A 15,690-nucleotide genomic window follows, 5' to 3' on the forward strand; every position below is an offset into this window, starting at 1 on the left:
GTCACCCAGCAAGAAGAGGATTTGTCATGAAACGAACTCGTCTCCCCCTCCTGCGCGCGTCGGTGATGGCCGCATGCGCGCTCGTCGCGACGGCGTCGTTCCCGAAGGTCACGCCGGACGACCTGAAGGCGCTCGACGGCACGCTGACGCCGATGGGCGCGGTGCGCGCCGCGAGCAAGGACAGCGGCGTGCCCGAGTGGTCGGGCAAGTGGCTCGGCACGCCGCCGGACATGCAGTACAAGCGCGGCGGCCGCTACCCCGATCCGTACGCGAGCGAGAAGCCGGTCGCGACGATCACCGCGGAAAACATGGCGCAGTACGCGGAGCACCTGACCGACGGCCAGAAGGCGATGTTCAAGCGCTACCCGGCCACGTTCAAGATCAACGTCTATCCGAGCCATCGCGACTTCCGCTACACGGATTCCGTCTACAAGGACATCCGCACGTACGCGCCCGATTCGACGATGACGTCCGACGCGAACGGCCTGACCAATGCGCCGCCGCAGGTACCCTACCCGATTCCGAAGACGGCCGCCGAGCTGCTGTGGAACCAGCGCATGTCGTCAGCGATCGGCACCGAGCAGGCGACCTACGACCAGGGGGTCGTGTACTCCGACGGCAACATCGCGTGGGGCAAGGTGCGCTACGACATCTACTCGCCGCGCAACGTCGGCAAGTACGACGTGAAGAGCGACCTGAACAACCGGACGTATGCGCGCGTCGCCACCGAGTTGCCATTGTCCGACCGCGGTTCGCTGATCGTCTCCTTCGCGAACTGGGACAAGGCCGGCGCGGACAATGCGTCGCGCACGTGGATGTACAACCCCGGCACGCGGCGCGTGAGGCAGGCGCCCGAATACGGCTACGACCAGCCGATGGGCCCGGGCGGCTTCCGCACCGTCGACGACGACCGCCTGTTCAACGGCTCCGGCGACCGCTACGACTGGAAGATCCTCGGCAAGCGCGAGATCTACGTGCCGTACGACAACTACAAGGCAATGGACAGCTCGGTCAAGTACAGCGACCTGCTGGGCAAGGGCCACGAGAACCCGTCCTACATCCGCTACGAGCTGCATCGCGTGTGGGTGCTGCAGGCGACGCTGAAGAACGGCTATCGCCACCAGTATGCGAAGCGCGTGCTGTACCTCGACGAGGATTCGTGGATAACGCTGCTCGCCGACAACTATGACGCACGCGGCCAGCTCTGGCGCACCAACGTCGCGACGACGCTCTACGCGTTCGACGCGAAGACGTTCTACCCGGGCGTCGTGTTCTACCACGACCTGATCTCGGGCGCGTACATGGCCGACCGCCTGACGAACGAAGGCACGATGCCGAAGCTCGACAACAGCCCGCAGTTCAACGAGGCGTATTTCTCGCCGGATGCGATCCGCAGTTCGGGTAACTAAGCGACTGGCTGACGCGGCATGCCCGCGATCCATGCGCCGGAGCTCCGCTCCGGTGCCCGACGCCGCCCGCGACGGCGGCCTGTTCCATTCGAGGGCCCTTACATGTCTTCCCGCCTGCATACGACGCTCGGTGACGAGCTGTACGCCGCGTGGCACGCGCGCGCGCCGGTCGCGCCGCTGTCGAGCCGCCCGCGCCGCTTGTCGCTCGACGACGCCTACCGCATCCAGCAGCGCTTCATCGAACGTCGCGTCGAACACGGCGAAGCGGTCGTCGGCAAGAAGATCGGCGTGACGAGCCAGGCCGTGCAGGACATGCTGAACGTGCGCCAGCCCGATTTCGGCATCCTGCTGTCCGGCATGCACTACGCGGCCGGCGAGGCGATTGCCGCCGATTCGCTGATCGCGCCGCGTGCCGAGGGCGAGATCGCGTTCATCCTCGCACGCGACCTGCGCGGCCCCGGCATCGACCGCACCGACGTGATCGCCGCGACGGCCGCCGTCGCGCCCTGCTTCGAGATCGTCGATTCGCGCATCCGCGACTGGGCGATCCGCATCGAGGACACCGTCGCCGACAACGCGTCGTGCGGCGTGTACGTGCTCGGCGACGCACGCGTCGATCCGCGCACGCTCGATCTCGCCGCGTGCGAGATGACGATCGAGAAGAACGGCGAGCCCGTCGCGCAAGGGCGCGGCGATGCGGCGCTAGGCCACCCCGCCGACGCGGTCGCGTGGCTCGCGAACACCCTGGCGGAATACGACGTGCCGCTGCTTGCCGGCGAGATCGTGCTGTCCGGCTCGCTCGCGAAACTGATTCCGGTCACGGCCGGCGACGCGCTGTCGATGCGCATCTCCGGTATCGGCGGGTGCGACGTCCGCTTTATCTAAAGGAACGATCCAGATGAAGAAAATCAAATGCGCATTGATCGGGCCCGGCAACATCGGTACCGACCTGCTTTACAAGCTGCGCCGCTCGCCGGTGCTCGAACCCGTGTGGATGGTCGGCGTCGATCCGGCGTCCGACGGCCTCGCACGGGCGCGCGAATTCGGCCTGAAGACCACCGACCGCGGCGTCGACGGGCTGCTGCCGCACGTCGCCGACGACGAGATCCGCATCGCGTTCGACGCCACGTCGGCCTACGTGCACCGCGACAACTCCGACAAGCTCACCGCGCTCGGCGTGAAGATGATCGACCTGACGCCCGCCGCGATCGGGCCGTACTGCGTGCCGCCCGTGAACCTCGACGCACATCTCGGCAGCGCGCGGATGAACGTGAACATGGTGACGTGCGGCGGCCAGGCGACGATCCCGATGGTGCATGCGGTGTCGCGCGTGCAGCCGGTCGCGTACGGCGAGATCGTCGCGACCGTGTCGTCGCGTTCGGTCGGCCCCGGCACGCGCAAGAACATCGACGAATTCACGCGCACGACGTCCGGTGCGATCGAACAGGTCGGCGGCGCACGCAAGGGCAAGGCGATCATCGTGATCAACCCGGCCGAGCCGCCGCTGATCATGCGCGACACGATCCACTGCCTGACCGACGGGCCGCCCGACGTCGATGCGATCACGGCGTCGGTGCATGCGATGGTCAAGGAAGTGCAGCGCTACGTGCCCGGCTACACGCTGAAGAACGGCCCGGTGTTCGACGGCAATCGCGTGTCGGTCTTCATGGAAGTCGAGGGGCTCGGCGACTACCTGCCGAAGTACGCGGGCAACCTCGACATCATGACCGCCGCCGCGGCCGCCACGGCCGAGCGTTTCGCCGAACAGATGCTGGCCGCGACGGCCGCCACCGCTTGAGTCGAGGAGTCACACGATGTCACTTGCAGGCAAGAAGATCACCGTCCACGACATGTCGCTGCGCGACGGAATGCACCCGAAACGCCACCAGATCACGCTCGACCAGATGCGCGACATCGCGCGCGGGCTCGATGCGGCCGGCGTGCCGCTGATCGAGGTCACGCACGGCGACGGGCTCGGCGGCGCATCGGTCAACTACGGCTTTCCCGCGCATACCGACGAGGCATACCTGAGCGCCGTGATTCCGGAACTGAAGCAGGCGAAAGTGTCGGCGCTGCTGCTGCCCGGCATCGGCACCGTCGAGCACCTGCGCATGGCGCACGATCTCGGCGTCGGCACGATCCGCGTCGCGACACACTGCACCGAGGCCGACGTATCGGAACAGCATATCGGCCTTGCGCGCACGCTCGGGCTCGATACGGTCGGGTTCCTGATGATGGCGCACATGTCGTCGCCCGAGCAGCTCGTCGTGCAGGCGAAGCTGATGGAGTCGTACGGCGCGAACTGCATCTACGTCACCGATTCGGCCGGCCACATGCTGCCCGACGACGTCACCGAGCGGATCGGCCAGGTGCGCGCCGCGCTGAAGCCGGAGACGGAACTCGGCTTCCACGGGCACCACAATCTCGCGATGGGCGTCGCGAACTCGGTCGCGGCGGTCGCGGCCGGCGCGAACCGGATCGACGCGGCCGCGGCCGGCCTCGGCGCGGGCGCGGGCAATACGCCGATGGAAGTGTTCGTCGCGGTGTGCGACCGGATGGGGATCGAGACCGGCGTCGACGTGTTCGCGATTGCCGACGTGGCCGAGGATCTCGTCGTGCCGATCATGGACGCGCCGATCCGCCTCGACCGCGATGCACTGACGCTCGGCTATGCGGGCGTCTACTCGTCGTTCCTGCTGTTCGCGAAGCGCGCGGAAGCGAAGTACGGGATTCCGGCGCGCGACATTCTCGTCGAACTGGGCCGGCAGCGGCTCGTGGGCGGGCAGGAGGACATGATCGAGGATGCGGCGCTGACGATGGCGCGGGCACGGGCGGTGGCGGCCTGAGCCGACCCTGCAGGGGTCGATCCTTCATGGCCGCACGGCCCTCTTCACCGTCGCGGCGCTGCTGTGCGCGCTCGCGCCGTCAGTATCGGTGCCCAGCGTGCGGCGCGCGCGGCAGTCGGCGTGATGCCGTGGAATCTGGTGCGCGCGCCGGTGCGTAAAGCCGGATACAACGCACGGCAAAAGCATGGGCATCCCGCCGAAGACCGACGTGGCGGGCCGAAGCGATGCGCAGCGCATCAACGCGCTCAGGGAAATGAAGATCCGAATCGGGCGATTCGATCGGAGATGATGCGACGTTGGCCGCCGCGGCACTGCACCGCCGCCGGCGACCGACGAACGGCGCGACCTGCGCCGTCCATCCGGTGTGCCCGGCCGCATGACAGGGCCGGACGGGTTTCGGTCGGAGCAGCGTTGCGCGCCCGACCGTACTGCTTAGCGACGCGGTTGCCCGGTGCGCGGCGGACGCGGCGAGTTCGCGTCCTTGTGACGGAAGTTGATGCGCCCCTTCGTCAGGTCGTACACCGACAGTTCCAGCGTCACACGGTCACCCGCGAGAATGCGGATGTGGTTCTTGCGCATGCGGCCCGACGCGTACGCGCCGACCACGACGCCGTTTTCCAGCGTGACACGGTATTTGCTGTCCGGCAGCACTTCGTCGACGATTCCGTCCAGTTCCAGCAGTTCTTCTTTTGCCAAACCAATTCCTCCAGACAAGGTGAAAGACCGCGGCCGCGGCGAACTCACCGGCGCCGTGCCCCGCAACGGGACGGCGGCCGGCAGGATGCCGGGGATCAACTCGTTCAGACGGGCGACGGGCCCGCCTTGCAATCGGAGCCCGGCGCATTGCGGCGGTCGGGCGGTCAGTGGCGGCGGTGCGATTTCAGCACCGCGCAAAGTCGGGACCGCGCCGCGTGCGGCATGGCGACGGTCTACTCGGGTTGCAGCATGGGCCGCTGGCGACGCGGCGAGCGCTTCGCGAGGGCGTTGGATCGCACGTCGTACGGACCTGCGATGGATGAGGGAAGCACACGACCGATGCATCGTGAATGCCGCGATGCATCGGTCGTGTGCGTCGAAACGCGCAGGACGCCGGCCCAGGCCGGCATCCGCGCGAGATCCGTCCGGCAGCGGCCGCCGATGGGCGACCGGTGCCGATACGGCTTACTGCGGCGTGATGTTCGACGCTTGCAGACCCTTCGGGCCACGCTTCACTTCGTAGCTGACCTTCTGGCCTTCGGCCAGGGTCTTGAAACCCGTGCCACGGATTTCAGAGAAATGGGCGAACAGATCGTCGCCGCCGTTGTCCGGGGAGATGAAACCAAAGCCCTTGGTTTCGTTGAACCACTTGACGGTACCGGTATCCACAAATACTTCCTTAATACGATTGATACGAACGATTGAACTTGCGCCCGCGACGGGCACAGGAAAGAATCAAAAGAGGGAGAGACCAACGACTGCCGCACAGTGTGCGGCCAATGATGAGCAATCGAACTTCTTGAAGACTTCGGTCTCGGACACTACGCGGTGCCGGCCGATCCGTCAAGCACTTTTCGGTGCGGCAAGGCGCGCGGCAGCGCGCGCGCCTTGCCTGGCGGGCGTGAGCGGCAATTGGAAGGCGTAACGATACGCCCCCTTTTTTCGCCGCGCTTCGTCACGACCGCGGCTCGAACACGTGATGTAGCGCCGGCGGCGCGGCGCCGTCGCGGATCGTCATCTCGAACGCCTTGCGCGCGACGCTCGACGGCCGCACGTCGGCCGCGTCCAGGTAAAACTGCGAATACCAGTCGCGCATCTGGTACAGCGGCCCGTCGCCTTCGCACAGCAGCGGGTTGTCGATGCGCGTCTTGCTGTGCCAGATGTCGACGTCCTCGTAGAACGCGCGCTGCGCCTCTTTCACATACGCGTTCGCGATCTCCATGTTCTGCGCGTCGCTGAGGCCGGCCACCTTCTTCACGATCACGCCGTAGCGCAGCTCGAAGCTATTCATGTCGATCGGCACGTGGCAGTTCAGCAGCACCGAATGGATCGGCTGCCCGTTGCTCTGCCCCGTCATCTGCGTGATGTGCACGGCCGGCCCGAAATACGTCGACAGCGCGGTCAGGCTGTCGCCGCCGAGCTTCTCGCTGCGGCCGACCATCAGCTGCGTCGCCTTGTGGTCCTCGAACAGGTTCGCGAAATAGTCGATCGGCGCGTGGTGCACGGTCGCGAAGTGCGCGACGTCCGAGATGTTGTCGACCAGCTCGCGGCAGTTGGCCTGGATCACCATCTTGTCGACGACCCAGTCCGACCATTCGCCGGAGAAGCACACGTCGAGACGCGGAATCGCGACTTCCGGCGGCGGCGCGTTGCCTTCCGGGTCGTTCCACACGAACAGCAGGTTGTTTTCCTCGCAGGTCGGCCACGCGCCGATGCGCGCCTTCGGCGGGATCCGCTTGCAGTACGGAATCGACGCGCACTGCCCTTCGCCGTTCCACGCCCAGCCATGGAACGGGCAGACGAGGTTGTCGCCTTCGACCGTGCCGAGGCTCAGGTCGGCGCCCATGTGCGGGCAGTACGCGTCGACGACGTTGATCTTGCCGGTCGAGTCGGCGAACGCGGCGAGCTTGCGGCCGAAGACGTTCAGCGTGTGCGGCTTGCCGTCCTTGTAGTCGCGGGCGAGCCCGAGGCAGTGCCAGCCGCGCGCATAGCGCTGCGCGAGCGGCTGGGCTTCGATCTTGTAGGGGCGTGCGGACATGCGGGTTGACTCCTCTTTGGGGGGCGCGCGGCGGCCCGCCGCGCACCGGGGTAATGGGGGTTCGGGTCGCGCCGCTCGGCTCAGCGCACCGGATTGCCGGGTTCGAGCGCGCGCGTCGGCTCGAGCGCCGGTGCCGGCGCGGCCTGCGGCGACGAGGGCCGTTGCTCGCGCGACGCACGGCGCTCGGCGCGCTCGACGCCGAGCCATGCGGCCAGCGCGGGCAGCAGGAACACGGCGCCGAACAGGTTCACGAGGAACATGAACGCGAGCAGCACGCCCATGTCGACCTGGAACTTCAGTGCGGAGAACGCCCACGTGCCGACGCCGATGAACATCGTGACGGCCGTGAACAGCGCCGCGGTGCCGCGCTGGCGCATCGCATCGGCGAACGCGTCCGGCAGCGTCGCGCCGTGGCGGATGTCGTGCTGCAGGCGCTCGTACAGGTAGATCCCGTAGTCGACGCCGACCCCGACGCCGAGCGTGATCACCGGCAGCGTCGCGACCTTCAGCCCGATGCCGAGCCGTGCCATCACCGCGTTGCACAGGATCGACACCAGCGTGAGCGGCACGATGATGCACAGCACGGCGCGCCACGAGCGGAACGTGACCGCGCAGAGCAGCGCGATCGCACCGAAGATCGACAGCAGCATCGCGATTTCCGCGTCGCCGACCGCCTCGTTGGTCGCCGCCATCACGCCGACGTTGCCGCCGGCGAGCCGGAACGCGACGTTCGGCGTCGGGTTCTCGGCCGCGTAGCGCTTGATCTCGTCGACGATGTGCGCGATGGTCGTGCCTTCGTGGTTCTTCGTGTAGATCAGCACCTGGATCGCCTTGCAGTTCGCGGTGTTCATCCCGTTGTCGGGGTCGAACGCGTTGGAGCCCTGCGTGAGCCCGTCACTGGAGCGCGGCAGCGCGGCCCAGCGCGGGTTGCCTTCGTTGAACGCGGCGATGAACACCTTGCCCTGCGACGCGACGCTCGTGACCGACTGCACGCCCGCCACGCCGCGCATGTTCATCTCGAACTTCTCGATCGCGCTCATCACCGGGTAGTGCAGGCACGCGTCGTCGAAGCCGGTCGTCTCGACGATCACCGACAGCACGTCGACGCCGATGTTGTACTGGTGCGTGATCGCCGCGTTGTCGATGTTGTAGCGCGAGTTCGCGCGCAGCTCCGGCGCGCCGGTGCCGATGTCGCCGATCCCCAGCTTGCGCGAGTCGAGCGCGCCGTACGCGAGCAGCGCGAGCGCCACCGCGAACACGCCGAGCGCCGGCGCCGGCCGCGCGAACAGCGCGAAGCGCGACCACTTCCCGCTGCCGCCGGCCGCCGCCGCGCGCTGCGCGCGCGCCAGCGTGCCGCGTTCGAGGCGCGTGTACGACAGCAGGATCGGCAGGAACACCTTGTTGGTGACGATCATCAGCAGCACGCCGAGGCACGCGGTGATGCCGAGCTCGCGCACGATGTCGATCCTGATCCGCATGATCACCATGAAACCGAGCGCGTTGGTCAGCAGCGCGACCGTGCCCGGCACGAACAGCTTGCGGAACGCGTCGCGCGCGGCCTCGACCGGCGCCGCGCCGCGCACCAGCGCCTGCTTCCACGCATTGGTCATCTGCACCGCGTGCGACACGCCGATCGAGAAGATCAGGAACGGCACGAGGATCGATATCGGGTCGATGCCGAGCCCGAGCAGCGGCAGCGCGCCGAGCAGCCAGACGACCGGCAGCAGCGCGACGACCAGCGCGAGCACGGTCGTCTTCAGCGAGCGCGTATAGGCGAACAGCAGCGCGGCCGTCACGAGGAACGCGAGCGCGAAGAACGCCATCACGCCGGCGATCCCGGCTTCGACGTCACCCACCAGCTTCGCGAAGCCGATGATGTTCACGTCGATGCCCTGCTTCGCGTAGCGCGCGCGGATTTCCTCGAGCTGGCGCGCGACCGCGCTGTAGTCGAGCCGCTTGCCGGTGGCCGGATCGGTCTCGCGCAATTCCGCGCGGATCAGCGCCGACTTCAGGTCGTTGCCGACGAGGCGGCCGATCTGCCCGGAGCGCGCGACGTTGCGGCGCACCTTCGCGAGATCGTCCGGGTTCGCGCTCGAGAACTGGCCGGGCACGACCACGTCGCCGCGAAAGCCGGCTTCGGTCACCTCGGTGTAGTGGACGTTCGGCGTGAACAGCGAGAACACGCGCGAGCGGTTCACGCCCGGGATGAAGAACACGTCGTCGGTCGCATGGCGCAGCGCATCCATGAACGTCTGGTTGTAGATGTCGCCGTCGCCCTTCCAGCGCAGGCTGACGAGGATCGTGTTCGCGCCGGGGAACGCGCCCGCGTAGCGCTCGAACACCTGCATGTACGGATGCTGCATCGGGATCATCTTGTTGAAGCCCGGATCGAGCTTCAGGCGCGTCGCGGACAGGCCGAGCGCGAGCGTTACCGCGACGCACAGCAGCATCAGCAGCCGGCGCTGCCGGATGATCGTGTCGGCGCAGCGCTCGACGAACGCGGCGAGGCGCGACGCGGGAACGGCTTCAGTGGGGCGTGACAGGTCGTTCATGGATTTCTCGAGTCGGAACGGACGGGACAGGCGATGCGGACGATGCGGGTCGGCACGGCGAGGCGAGCGGATGCGGGCGGCGGCAACCGCCGCCGCGCATCAGGACGGCGACGCGGCAAGCGGCGCGACGCCGGCCTCGCCGCCGAGCAGCAGCGCGCCGCGGCCCATGTCGAGCACGGCCGCGAGGCTCTGCACGCCGCCGAGCTTGCGCACGTCGAAGGTCAGGCCGCCGTCGCGCGATGCGACGATCGCGCCGCCCTGGCCGACCAGCACGAGTTCGCCGTCGGCGAGCTGGGTCGCGCCGAAGTACGACACCGGCACGTGGCTGTCGACGTGCGTCCAGGTCGCGCCGCGATCGGTGCTGCGCAGCACGTTGCCGCGCATGCCGTACGCGACCCAGTCGCCGTTCGCGAGCATCAGCGCGCCGAACAGCGAGCCTTCGTACGGCGATGGGAGCTTGTCCCAGGTCGCGCCGTTGTCGGTCGAGCGCAGCAGCGTGCCGCTCTCGCCCGCGATCAGCAGGATGCCTTGGCCGTCACCGACGATCGCGTTCAGGTGGCGGTCGCCCGCCGGCGTCTTCAGCGGCTGCCACGTGAGCCCCGCATCGTCCGAGCGCAGCAGCTGGCCGAAACTGCCGGCCGCGAACAGCGGGCCGTTCGCGCTGCCCCACACGGACAGCAGCGGATCGGAATGCGCGTGATCCATGTGGACCTCGCGCCAGTGCGCGCCCGCGTCGTCGCTGCGCACGATCCGGCCGTCGTGGCCGACCGCGATCCCGAGCGTTGGCGTGATGAAGCTCACCTGCGTGAGCGTCGAGCCCGGGTCGGGCGTGACCGACGCAGGCCGCCACTGCCGGCCTGCATCGTCGCTGAGCAGGATCACACCGCGCTCGCCGACCGCGACGATGCGCGTGCCGGCACGGGTCAGCCCGTTGATCTGCAGGCGGTCCGCATGGATCGCGGTGACCGGGAACGCCGGCAGCGGGCGCGGCGAAAACGCGAACAGCGCGGCGCCGAGCACGAGCGCCGACATCGCGAGTCCGGGCAAAGTTCGTTTCATCGCTTGTCTCCTGTGTCTGCGTTCGACGGCGCTTCGCGCCGAAGCACCAGCAACCGTCGCCTGCAAGTCTCCGGGCCGTCGGTCGTTGCCGCGGCCTCGAATCGTCCTGAATGGTGGCCGGCCGTTTCCTGCCGCCCATCCGCTTGTCGTTACACGCCGACCTCGAACAGCGCGGCGGCACCCATCCCGCCGCCGATGCACATCGTCACGACCGCGTGCCGCACACCGCGGCGCGCGCCTTCGAGCAGCGCGTGCATCGTCATCCGCGTGCCCGACATCCCGAACGGATGGCCGAGCGCGATCGCGCCGCCGTCGACGTTCAGCCGCTCGTCGGGGATGCCGAGCGTGTCGCGGCAATACAGCGCCTGGCACGCGAACGCCTCGTTCAGCTCCCACAGCCCGACGTCGGCCACGGTCATCCCGAAACGCGCCAGCAGCTTCGGAATCGCGAACACCGGGCCGATGCCCATCTCGTCCGGCTCGCAGCCGACCACCGCGAGACCGCGGAACGCGCCGAGCGGCGTCAGCCCGCGGCGCGCCGCCTCGCTGCGCGACATCACGACCACCGCCGCCGCGCCGTCGGACAACTGCGAGGCATTGCCGGCCGTCACGAATTCGCCCTGCTCGACGACCTTGCCGCCGCTCCACGACGGCTTGAGCCCCGCGAGCCGCTCGGCCGTCGTATCGGCACGCACGCCCTCGTCGCGTGCCGCGTGCACGTCCTCGTGGCCGGCCGGGTTGCCTTCCTTGTCGAACAGCGCGCGCCGCACGTCGAGCGGCGCGATTTCCGCGTCGAAGCGGCCGGCCGCCTGTGCTTCGGCCGTGCGCCGGTGGCTCTGCAATGCGAATTCGTCCTGCGCCGCGCGCGAAATCCCGTAGCGGCGCGACACGATCTCGGCCGTTTCCATCATCGCCATGTATGCGGCCGGCTGGTGGTCGAGCACGGCCTGCGAACGCGCGCGATAGGCGTTCTTGTGCTTGTTCTGCGTGAGCGAGATCGATTCGACGCCGCCGGCGACGACGATCCGCGCATCGCCCGTGCCGATGCTGCGCGCGGCGCTCGCGATCGACATCAGGCCCGACGAGCACATCCGGTCGATCGCCATGCCGGGCACCGACGCCGGCAGACCGGCCGCCGCGGCCGACAGGCGGCCGATGTTGTAGCCCTGCGTGCCCTGCTGCGCGGCGCAGCCGATCAGCACGTCGTCGACGTCGGCGGGCGCGACGCCCGCGCGTTCGAGCGCGGCGCGCACGACGTGGCCGCCCAGCGCGGGCGCCTCGGTGTCGTTGAACATGCCGCGAAACGCCTTGCCGATCGGCGTGCGGGCGACCGAAACGATGACTGCGTCTTCCATGTGTCTGGCTCTCTAGAAGTAATAGCGACTGATCGTGTCGGCGACGCAGCCGGGCCGGGCCTCGCCTTCGATCTCGACGGTCACGCGGATCCACGCCTGCACGCCGCCGTCGAGCGGCTCGACGCGCAGCAGCTCGCCGACGCCGCGCACGCGCGCGCCGACCTTCACCGGCGCCGGGAAGCGGATCCGGTCGCAGCCGTAGTTGACGCCGAGCCGCGCGCCGTCGATGCGCACGATCTGCGGCAGGAAATGGTTGACGAGCGACAGCGTCAGGTAGCCGTGCGCGATGCACGCGCCGAACGGGCCGTCCTTCGCGCGCACCGGGTCGACGTGCACCCACTGGTGATCGCCCGTCGCGTCGGCGAAGCCGTCGATGCGGACCTGGTCGATCGCGAGCCACGCGCTCGCGCCGAGCGAGTCGCCGACGGCCGCCGCGAGTTCGCCGGGATGCGCGAACACGCGGGGCATCGCGCGCACGGGGTCGAGGGTCGTGTCCATCATGCGTGCTGGCTGCTGACCGACAGCACTTCGCCCGTCATGTACGACGCGTAATCGCTTGCAAGGAACACCATCACGTTCGCGACCTCCCAGACTTCGGCGGCGCGCCCGAAGGCTTCGCGCGACGCCAGTTGATTCAGCAAGTCGGCCGGCGCCGACTTCTTCAGAAAATCGTGCATCGCGATGCTCGGCGCGACCGCATTGATGCGCACGCCGTACGGCGACGCCTCGAGCGCCGCGCAGCGCGTGAGCGCCATCACGCCCGCCTTCGCCGCCGCGTAGTGCGCCTGTTCCGCCTGCGCGCGCCAGCCGAGCACCGATGCGTTGTTGACGATCGCGCCGCGGCCGCGGGCCTGCATGTGCGGCAGCATCGCGCGCGTCATCCGGAACGTCCCGGTCAGGCTAATGTCGATCACCCGCGACCATTCGGCATCGTCCATTTCGACGATGCGTTTCGCGCCGCCGAGCCCGGCGTTGTTGATCAGTACGTCGACGCCGTCGAGCCTGTCCTGGGCCTGAGCGACGAGCGCCTGCACGTCGTCCTCGACCGCGACGTTGCACAGGCGTCCGTGGATCTGCTGCAGCCCCGTTTCGGCGCGCAGCGTTTCCACCGCCTGTTCGAGGCGCTTCTCGTGGATGTCGGAGATGAACAGCGCACGGCAGCCTTCCTCCGCGCAACGGCGCGCGGCCGCGAAGCCGATGCCGGCACCCGCGGCGGCCGTGATCAGCACCGATTTGCCGGCGAGCAGCTGGTGGCCCGGCACGTAGGCCGGCGCTTTCTGGATCTGGGGTTCGGTCATGCTTGTTGTCCTCGCGGTTCTCTCGGCATGCCGAGCCCGCGCTCGGCCATGATGTTCAGCTGGATTTCGTTGGTGCCGGCGTAGATCGTGTCCGCACGGGAGAACAGGAATACGCGCTGCAGATGGGTGAGCTTCTCGTCGGCCGGATCGATCACGTTCGCGCGCGGCCCGAGCGCATCCATCGCAAGCTGGCCGAGGTCGCGGTGCCAGTTCGACCAGTAGTACTTGTAGATCAGCGCCTCGCGGCGCAGCGGTTCAGCGCCGCCGCCGTTCGCGTCGTCCGCGCCCGACAGCATGCGCAGCGCGTTGTAGCGCATCACGCGCAGCCCGGCCCACGCGCGGCCGATCCGCTGGCGCAGCACCGGGTCGCGAGCGGCGCCCGATTCGCGCGCGGCATCGATCACCCATTCGAGCTCGCGGACGAACTGCATCTGCTGGCCGAGCGTCGACATCCCGCGCTCGAAGCCGAGCAGCGTCATCGCGATCCGCCAGCCGTCGCCCGGCGCGCCGACGAGGTCGCGTGCTGCCGCGCGCGCGCCGTCGAAGAACACTTCGTTGAACTCGGCGCCGCCATTGAGCTGCCTGATCGGGCGGATCTCGATACCCGGCTGGTCGAGCGGCATCAGCAGGAACGACAGCCCCTTGTTGCCCTTCGATGCCGGATCGGTACGCGCAAGCACGAAGATCCAGTCGGAATCGTGCGCGAGCGACGTCCACACCTTCTGGCCGTATACGCGCCACGTGCCGTCCGCGTCCCGCTCGGCGCGCGTTCGCACGTTCGCGAGATCGGATCCCGCGCCCGGTTCCGAGTAGCCCTGGCACCAGAACTGCGTGCCGGCGAGAATCCCCGGCAGGAAGCGGGCGCGCTGGTCGTCGGTGCCGCACGCGGCGAGTGTCGGCCCGAGCAGCCCTTCGCCGATATGGCCCATCCGGCCCGGGCCGCCGGCGCGCGCGTATTCCTCGTGGAAAATCACCTGCTCGGCGACCGTGAAGCCGCGGCCGCCCGCGTCGGTCGGCCAGCCGAGGCCGGTCCAGCCGCCCTGCGCCAGCTCCCGCTCCCACGCCTTGCGCAGTTCGGGAAACGCTTCCTCGTCGCCGGGGCCGCCCCGGTATTTCAGGCAGGCGAATTCGCCGGTCAGGTGCGAGCGCACCCAGTCGGCCACTTCATGCCGCAATTGTTGTTCGCGCGTTTCGCTGTTCATTGCAGTGCTCCTGCGCGTGCGGCCGACGGGCGGGCTGTCGCGGCAACCGGCACGGCGGGCGCTTGATCGGGATGCGATGCGCCGCCGTCGATCGCATGGCATGCGATCCATTCGAGCAGTTGCGGCGTGCTGCCGAACTGCGCGCCCGACGCTTGCGCGCGCTTGAAATAGAGATGCGGGTCGTATTCCCACGTGAAGCCGACGCCGCCGTGCAGCTGGATCGCTTCCTGCGCGCAGAACGCATACGCATCGTTCGCGGCGGCCTTCGCGGCCGCGACGTCGGCGCGCAGCGCGGCGCTCGGCAGCATGCCGCAGCCCTCCGCGTCCCACGCGTGCGCCGCGCCGAGCACGGCCGAGCGCGCGGATTCGATCAGCACCATCATCTGTGCGCAGCGATGCTTGACGGCCTGGAACGACGCGATCGCGCGGCCGAACTGCACGCGCTGGCTCGTGTAGTCGAGCGTCAGGTCGAGGCATTGCCGTGCGCCGCCGAGCTGTTCGGCGGCCAGCGCGAGCGCCGCGAACCATCCCGCGCGCTCGAGCACCTGTGCGGCAACCGCGCCGCTCGCGAGCAGCGCGTCGCGGTTCACGCGGGTATCCTCGAGAACGACGCGCGCAATCGGCCGCGTCGCGTCGAGCGTGTCGAGCGGCGTGACGCTCACGCCCGACGCCGTCGCGACGTCGATCGCGAACAGTCCGATCGCCTGCCCTTCGTTCGCGATCCGGGCGGGGATCAGCAGCAGGTCGGCGCGCGCGCCGTCGATCACCTGCCCGGTCGTGCCGGACAGCGCATAGCCGCCCGCCGCTTCTTCCGCGACGACCGGCAACTGCCCGGCGCCGGCAGGCCACTCGAACGGCAATGCCAGCGTCGCGCTGCACGCGCCTTCGGCGATCTTCGCGAGCCAGCCGGTTACGAACGGCGTGTCGACGCAGCCCGCGAGCGCGTTCGCCGCCAGGCACGCGGTCGAAAAATACGGCACGCACGCAACGCGCCGGCCGAGCTGCTCCATCAGCACCGTCTGCTCCACCGCACCGAGCCCCAGCCCGCCGGCCGCCTCGGGCAGCGCGAGCGCGTTCCAGCCGAGCTCGCCCGCCAACGCGGCCCACAGCGCGTCGTCACGGCCGGCCGATTGCTCGATCGCGCGGCGCACGTCGGCCGACGCGCTGCGTTCGGCGAGCACGTCGGCCGCCGCGTCGCGGATCATCGCCTGTTCGTCGGTGAGCGCCAGATCCAT

At 68.8% G+C, this 15,690-nt stretch carries 14 protein-coding genes; 4 read left to right on the forward strand and 10 right to left on the reverse strand.

The genetic code is table 11. The features are described from left to right. Positions 1-26: 26 nt before the first annotated feature. From DIE21_RS03810 to dmpG, 4 genes are all read left to right on the forward strand, one after another. The gene (locus DIE21_RS03810) at positions 27-1,409 is read left to right on the forward strand and encodes a DUF1329 domain-containing protein (protein ID WP_124496182.1); all 1,383 of its coding nucleotides are present in this window, start codon (positions 27-29) and stop codon (positions 1,407-1,409) included. 102 nt (positions 1,410-1,511) lie between these two features. Further along, a complete protein-coding gene (dmpE, locus tag DIE21_RS03815) occupies positions 1,512-2,294 on the forward strand; it encodes a 2-oxopent-4-enoate hydratase (protein ID WP_124496184.1) in 783 nt (260 codons plus the stop codon). 13 nt (positions 2,295-2,307) lie between these two features. Beyond that, a complete protein-coding gene (locus tag DIE21_RS03820) occupies positions 2,308-3,207 on the forward strand; it encodes an acetaldehyde dehydrogenase (acetylating) (RefSeq protein ID WP_124496186.1) in 900 nt (299 codons plus the stop codon). Positions 3,208-3,223: 16 nt separating this feature from the next. Next, complete coding sequence (gene dmpG / locus DIE21_RS03825; RefSeq protein WP_124496188.1) at positions 3,224-4,255, forward strand: 4-hydroxy-2-oxovalerate aldolase; 1,032 nt, start codon at positions 3,224-3,226, stop codon at positions 4,253-4,255. Between the two features lie 432 nt (positions 4,256-4,687). Here dmpG and infA read toward each other — a convergent pair whose 3' ends face one another. The 10 genes from infA to DIE21_RS03875 all read right to left on the reverse strand — a co-directional run bounded on the left by infA (position 4,688) and on the right by DIE21_RS03875 (position 15,690). Further along, entirely contained in the window at positions 4,688-4,951 is a 264-nt protein-coding gene (gene infA, locus DIE21_RS03830) for a translation initiation factor IF-1 (RefSeq protein WP_011355053.1), read from the reverse strand. Between the two features lie 465 nt (positions 4,952-5,416). Further along, positions 5,417-5,620: a cold-shock protein gene (locus DIE21_RS03835; RefSeq protein WP_006751843.1), complete on the reverse strand. Its 204-nt coding sequence runs from the start codon at positions 5,618-5,620 to the stop codon at positions 5,417-5,419. Positions 5,621-5,906: 286 nt separating this feature from the next. Further along, positions 5,907-6,989: a Rieske 2Fe-2S domain-containing protein gene (locus tag DIE21_RS03840; RefSeq protein ID WP_124496190.1), complete on the reverse strand. Its 1,083-nt coding sequence runs from the start codon at positions 6,987-6,989 to the stop codon at positions 5,907-5,909. An 80-nt stretch (positions 6,990-7,069) separates the two neighbouring features. After that, on the reverse strand, positions 7,070-9,541 hold the full coding sequence (locus tag DIE21_RS03845; RefSeq protein ID WP_124496192.1) for an RND family transporter: 2,472 nt from the start codon (positions 9,539-9,541) through the stop codon (positions 7,070-7,072). 99 nt (positions 9,542-9,640) lie between these two features. Further along, complete coding sequence (locus tag DIE21_RS03850) at positions 9,641-10,600, reverse strand: sialidase (RefSeq protein ID WP_124496194.1); 960 nt, start codon at positions 10,598-10,600, stop codon at positions 9,641-9,643. 149 nt (positions 10,601-10,749) lie between these two features. Beyond that, on the reverse strand, positions 10,750-11,955 hold the full coding sequence (locus DIE21_RS03855; protein ID WP_124496196.1) for an acetyl-CoA C-acyltransferase: 1,206 nt from the start codon (positions 11,953-11,955) through the stop codon (positions 10,750-10,752). A gap of 12 nt (positions 11,956-11,967) precedes the next feature. Beyond that, a complete protein-coding gene (locus tag DIE21_RS03860) occupies positions 11,968-12,453 on the reverse strand; it encodes a MaoC family dehydratase (protein WP_124496447.1) in 486 nt (161 codons plus the stop codon). Then, complete coding sequence (locus DIE21_RS03865) at positions 12,453-13,253, reverse strand: SDR family oxidoreductase (RefSeq protein WP_124496198.1); 801 nt, start codon at positions 13,251-13,253, stop codon at positions 12,453-12,455. Before DIE21_RS03865 ends, DIE21_RS03860 begins: the two co-directional genes overlap by 1 nt. Then, on the reverse strand, positions 13,250-14,455 hold the full coding sequence (locus DIE21_RS03870; RefSeq protein WP_124496200.1) for an acyl-CoA dehydrogenase family protein: 1,206 nt from the start codon (positions 14,453-14,455) through the stop codon (positions 13,250-13,252). The genes DIE21_RS03865 and DIE21_RS03870 overlap by 4 nt, the downstream gene beginning before the upstream one ends. After that, the gene (locus tag DIE21_RS03875; protein ID WP_124496202.1) at positions 14,452-15,690 is read right to left on the reverse strand and encodes an acyl-CoA dehydrogenase family protein; all 1,239 of its coding nucleotides are present in this window, start codon (positions 15,688-15,690) and stop codon (positions 14,452-14,454) included. The genes DIE21_RS03870 and DIE21_RS03875 overlap by 4 nt, the downstream gene beginning before the upstream one ends.

This window comes from Burkholderia sp. Bp9140 (assembly GCF_003853425.1).
Classification (GTDB): domain Bacteria; phylum Pseudomonadota; class Gammaproteobacteria; order Burkholderiales; family Burkholderiaceae; genus Burkholderia.

Coding starts and splice junctions, on each gene's coding strand:
- DIE21_RS03810 (WP_124496182.1), top strand. CDS start 27: ATGAAACGAACTCGTCTCCCCCTCCTGCGCGCGTCGGTGATGGCCGCA.
- dmpE (WP_124496184.1), top strand. CDS start 1,512: ATGTCTTCCCGCCTGCATACGACGCTCGGTGACGAGCTGTACGCCGCG.
- DIE21_RS03820 (WP_124496186.1), top strand. CDS start 2,308: ATGAAGAAAATCAAATGCGCATTGATCGGGCCCGGCAACATCGGTACC.
- dmpG (WP_124496188.1), top strand. CDS start 3,224: ATGTCACTTGCAGGCAAGAAGATCACCGTCCACGACATGTCGCTGCGC.
- DIE21_RS03840 (WP_124496190.1), bottom strand. CDS start 6,989: ATGTCCGCACGCCCCTACAAGATCGAAGCCCAGCCGCTCGCGCAGCGC.
- DIE21_RS03845 (WP_124496192.1), bottom strand. CDS start 9,541: ATGAACGACCTGTCACGCCCCACTGAAGCCGTTCCCGCGTCGCGCCTC.
- DIE21_RS03850 (WP_124496194.1), bottom strand. CDS start 10,600: ATGAAACGAACTTTGCCCGGACTCGCGATGTCGGCGCTCGTGCTCGGC.
- DIE21_RS03855 (WP_124496196.1), bottom strand. CDS start 11,955: ATGGAAGACGCAGTCATCGTTTCGGTCGCCCGCACGCCGATCGGCAAG.
- DIE21_RS03860 (WP_124496447.1), bottom strand. CDS start 12,453: ATGGACACGACCCTCGACCCCGTGCGCGCGATGCCCCGCGTGTTCGCG.
- DIE21_RS03865 (WP_124496198.1), bottom strand. CDS start 13,253: ATGACCGAACCCCAGATCCAGAAAGCGCCGGCCTACGTGCCGGGCCAC.
- DIE21_RS03870 (WP_124496200.1), bottom strand. CDS start 14,455: ATGAACAGCGAAACGCGCGAACAACAATTGCGGCATGAAGTGGCCGAC.
- DIE21_RS03875 (WP_124496202.1), bottom strand. CDS start 15,690: ATGGATCTGGCGCTCACCGACGAACAGGCGATGATCCGCGACGCGGCG.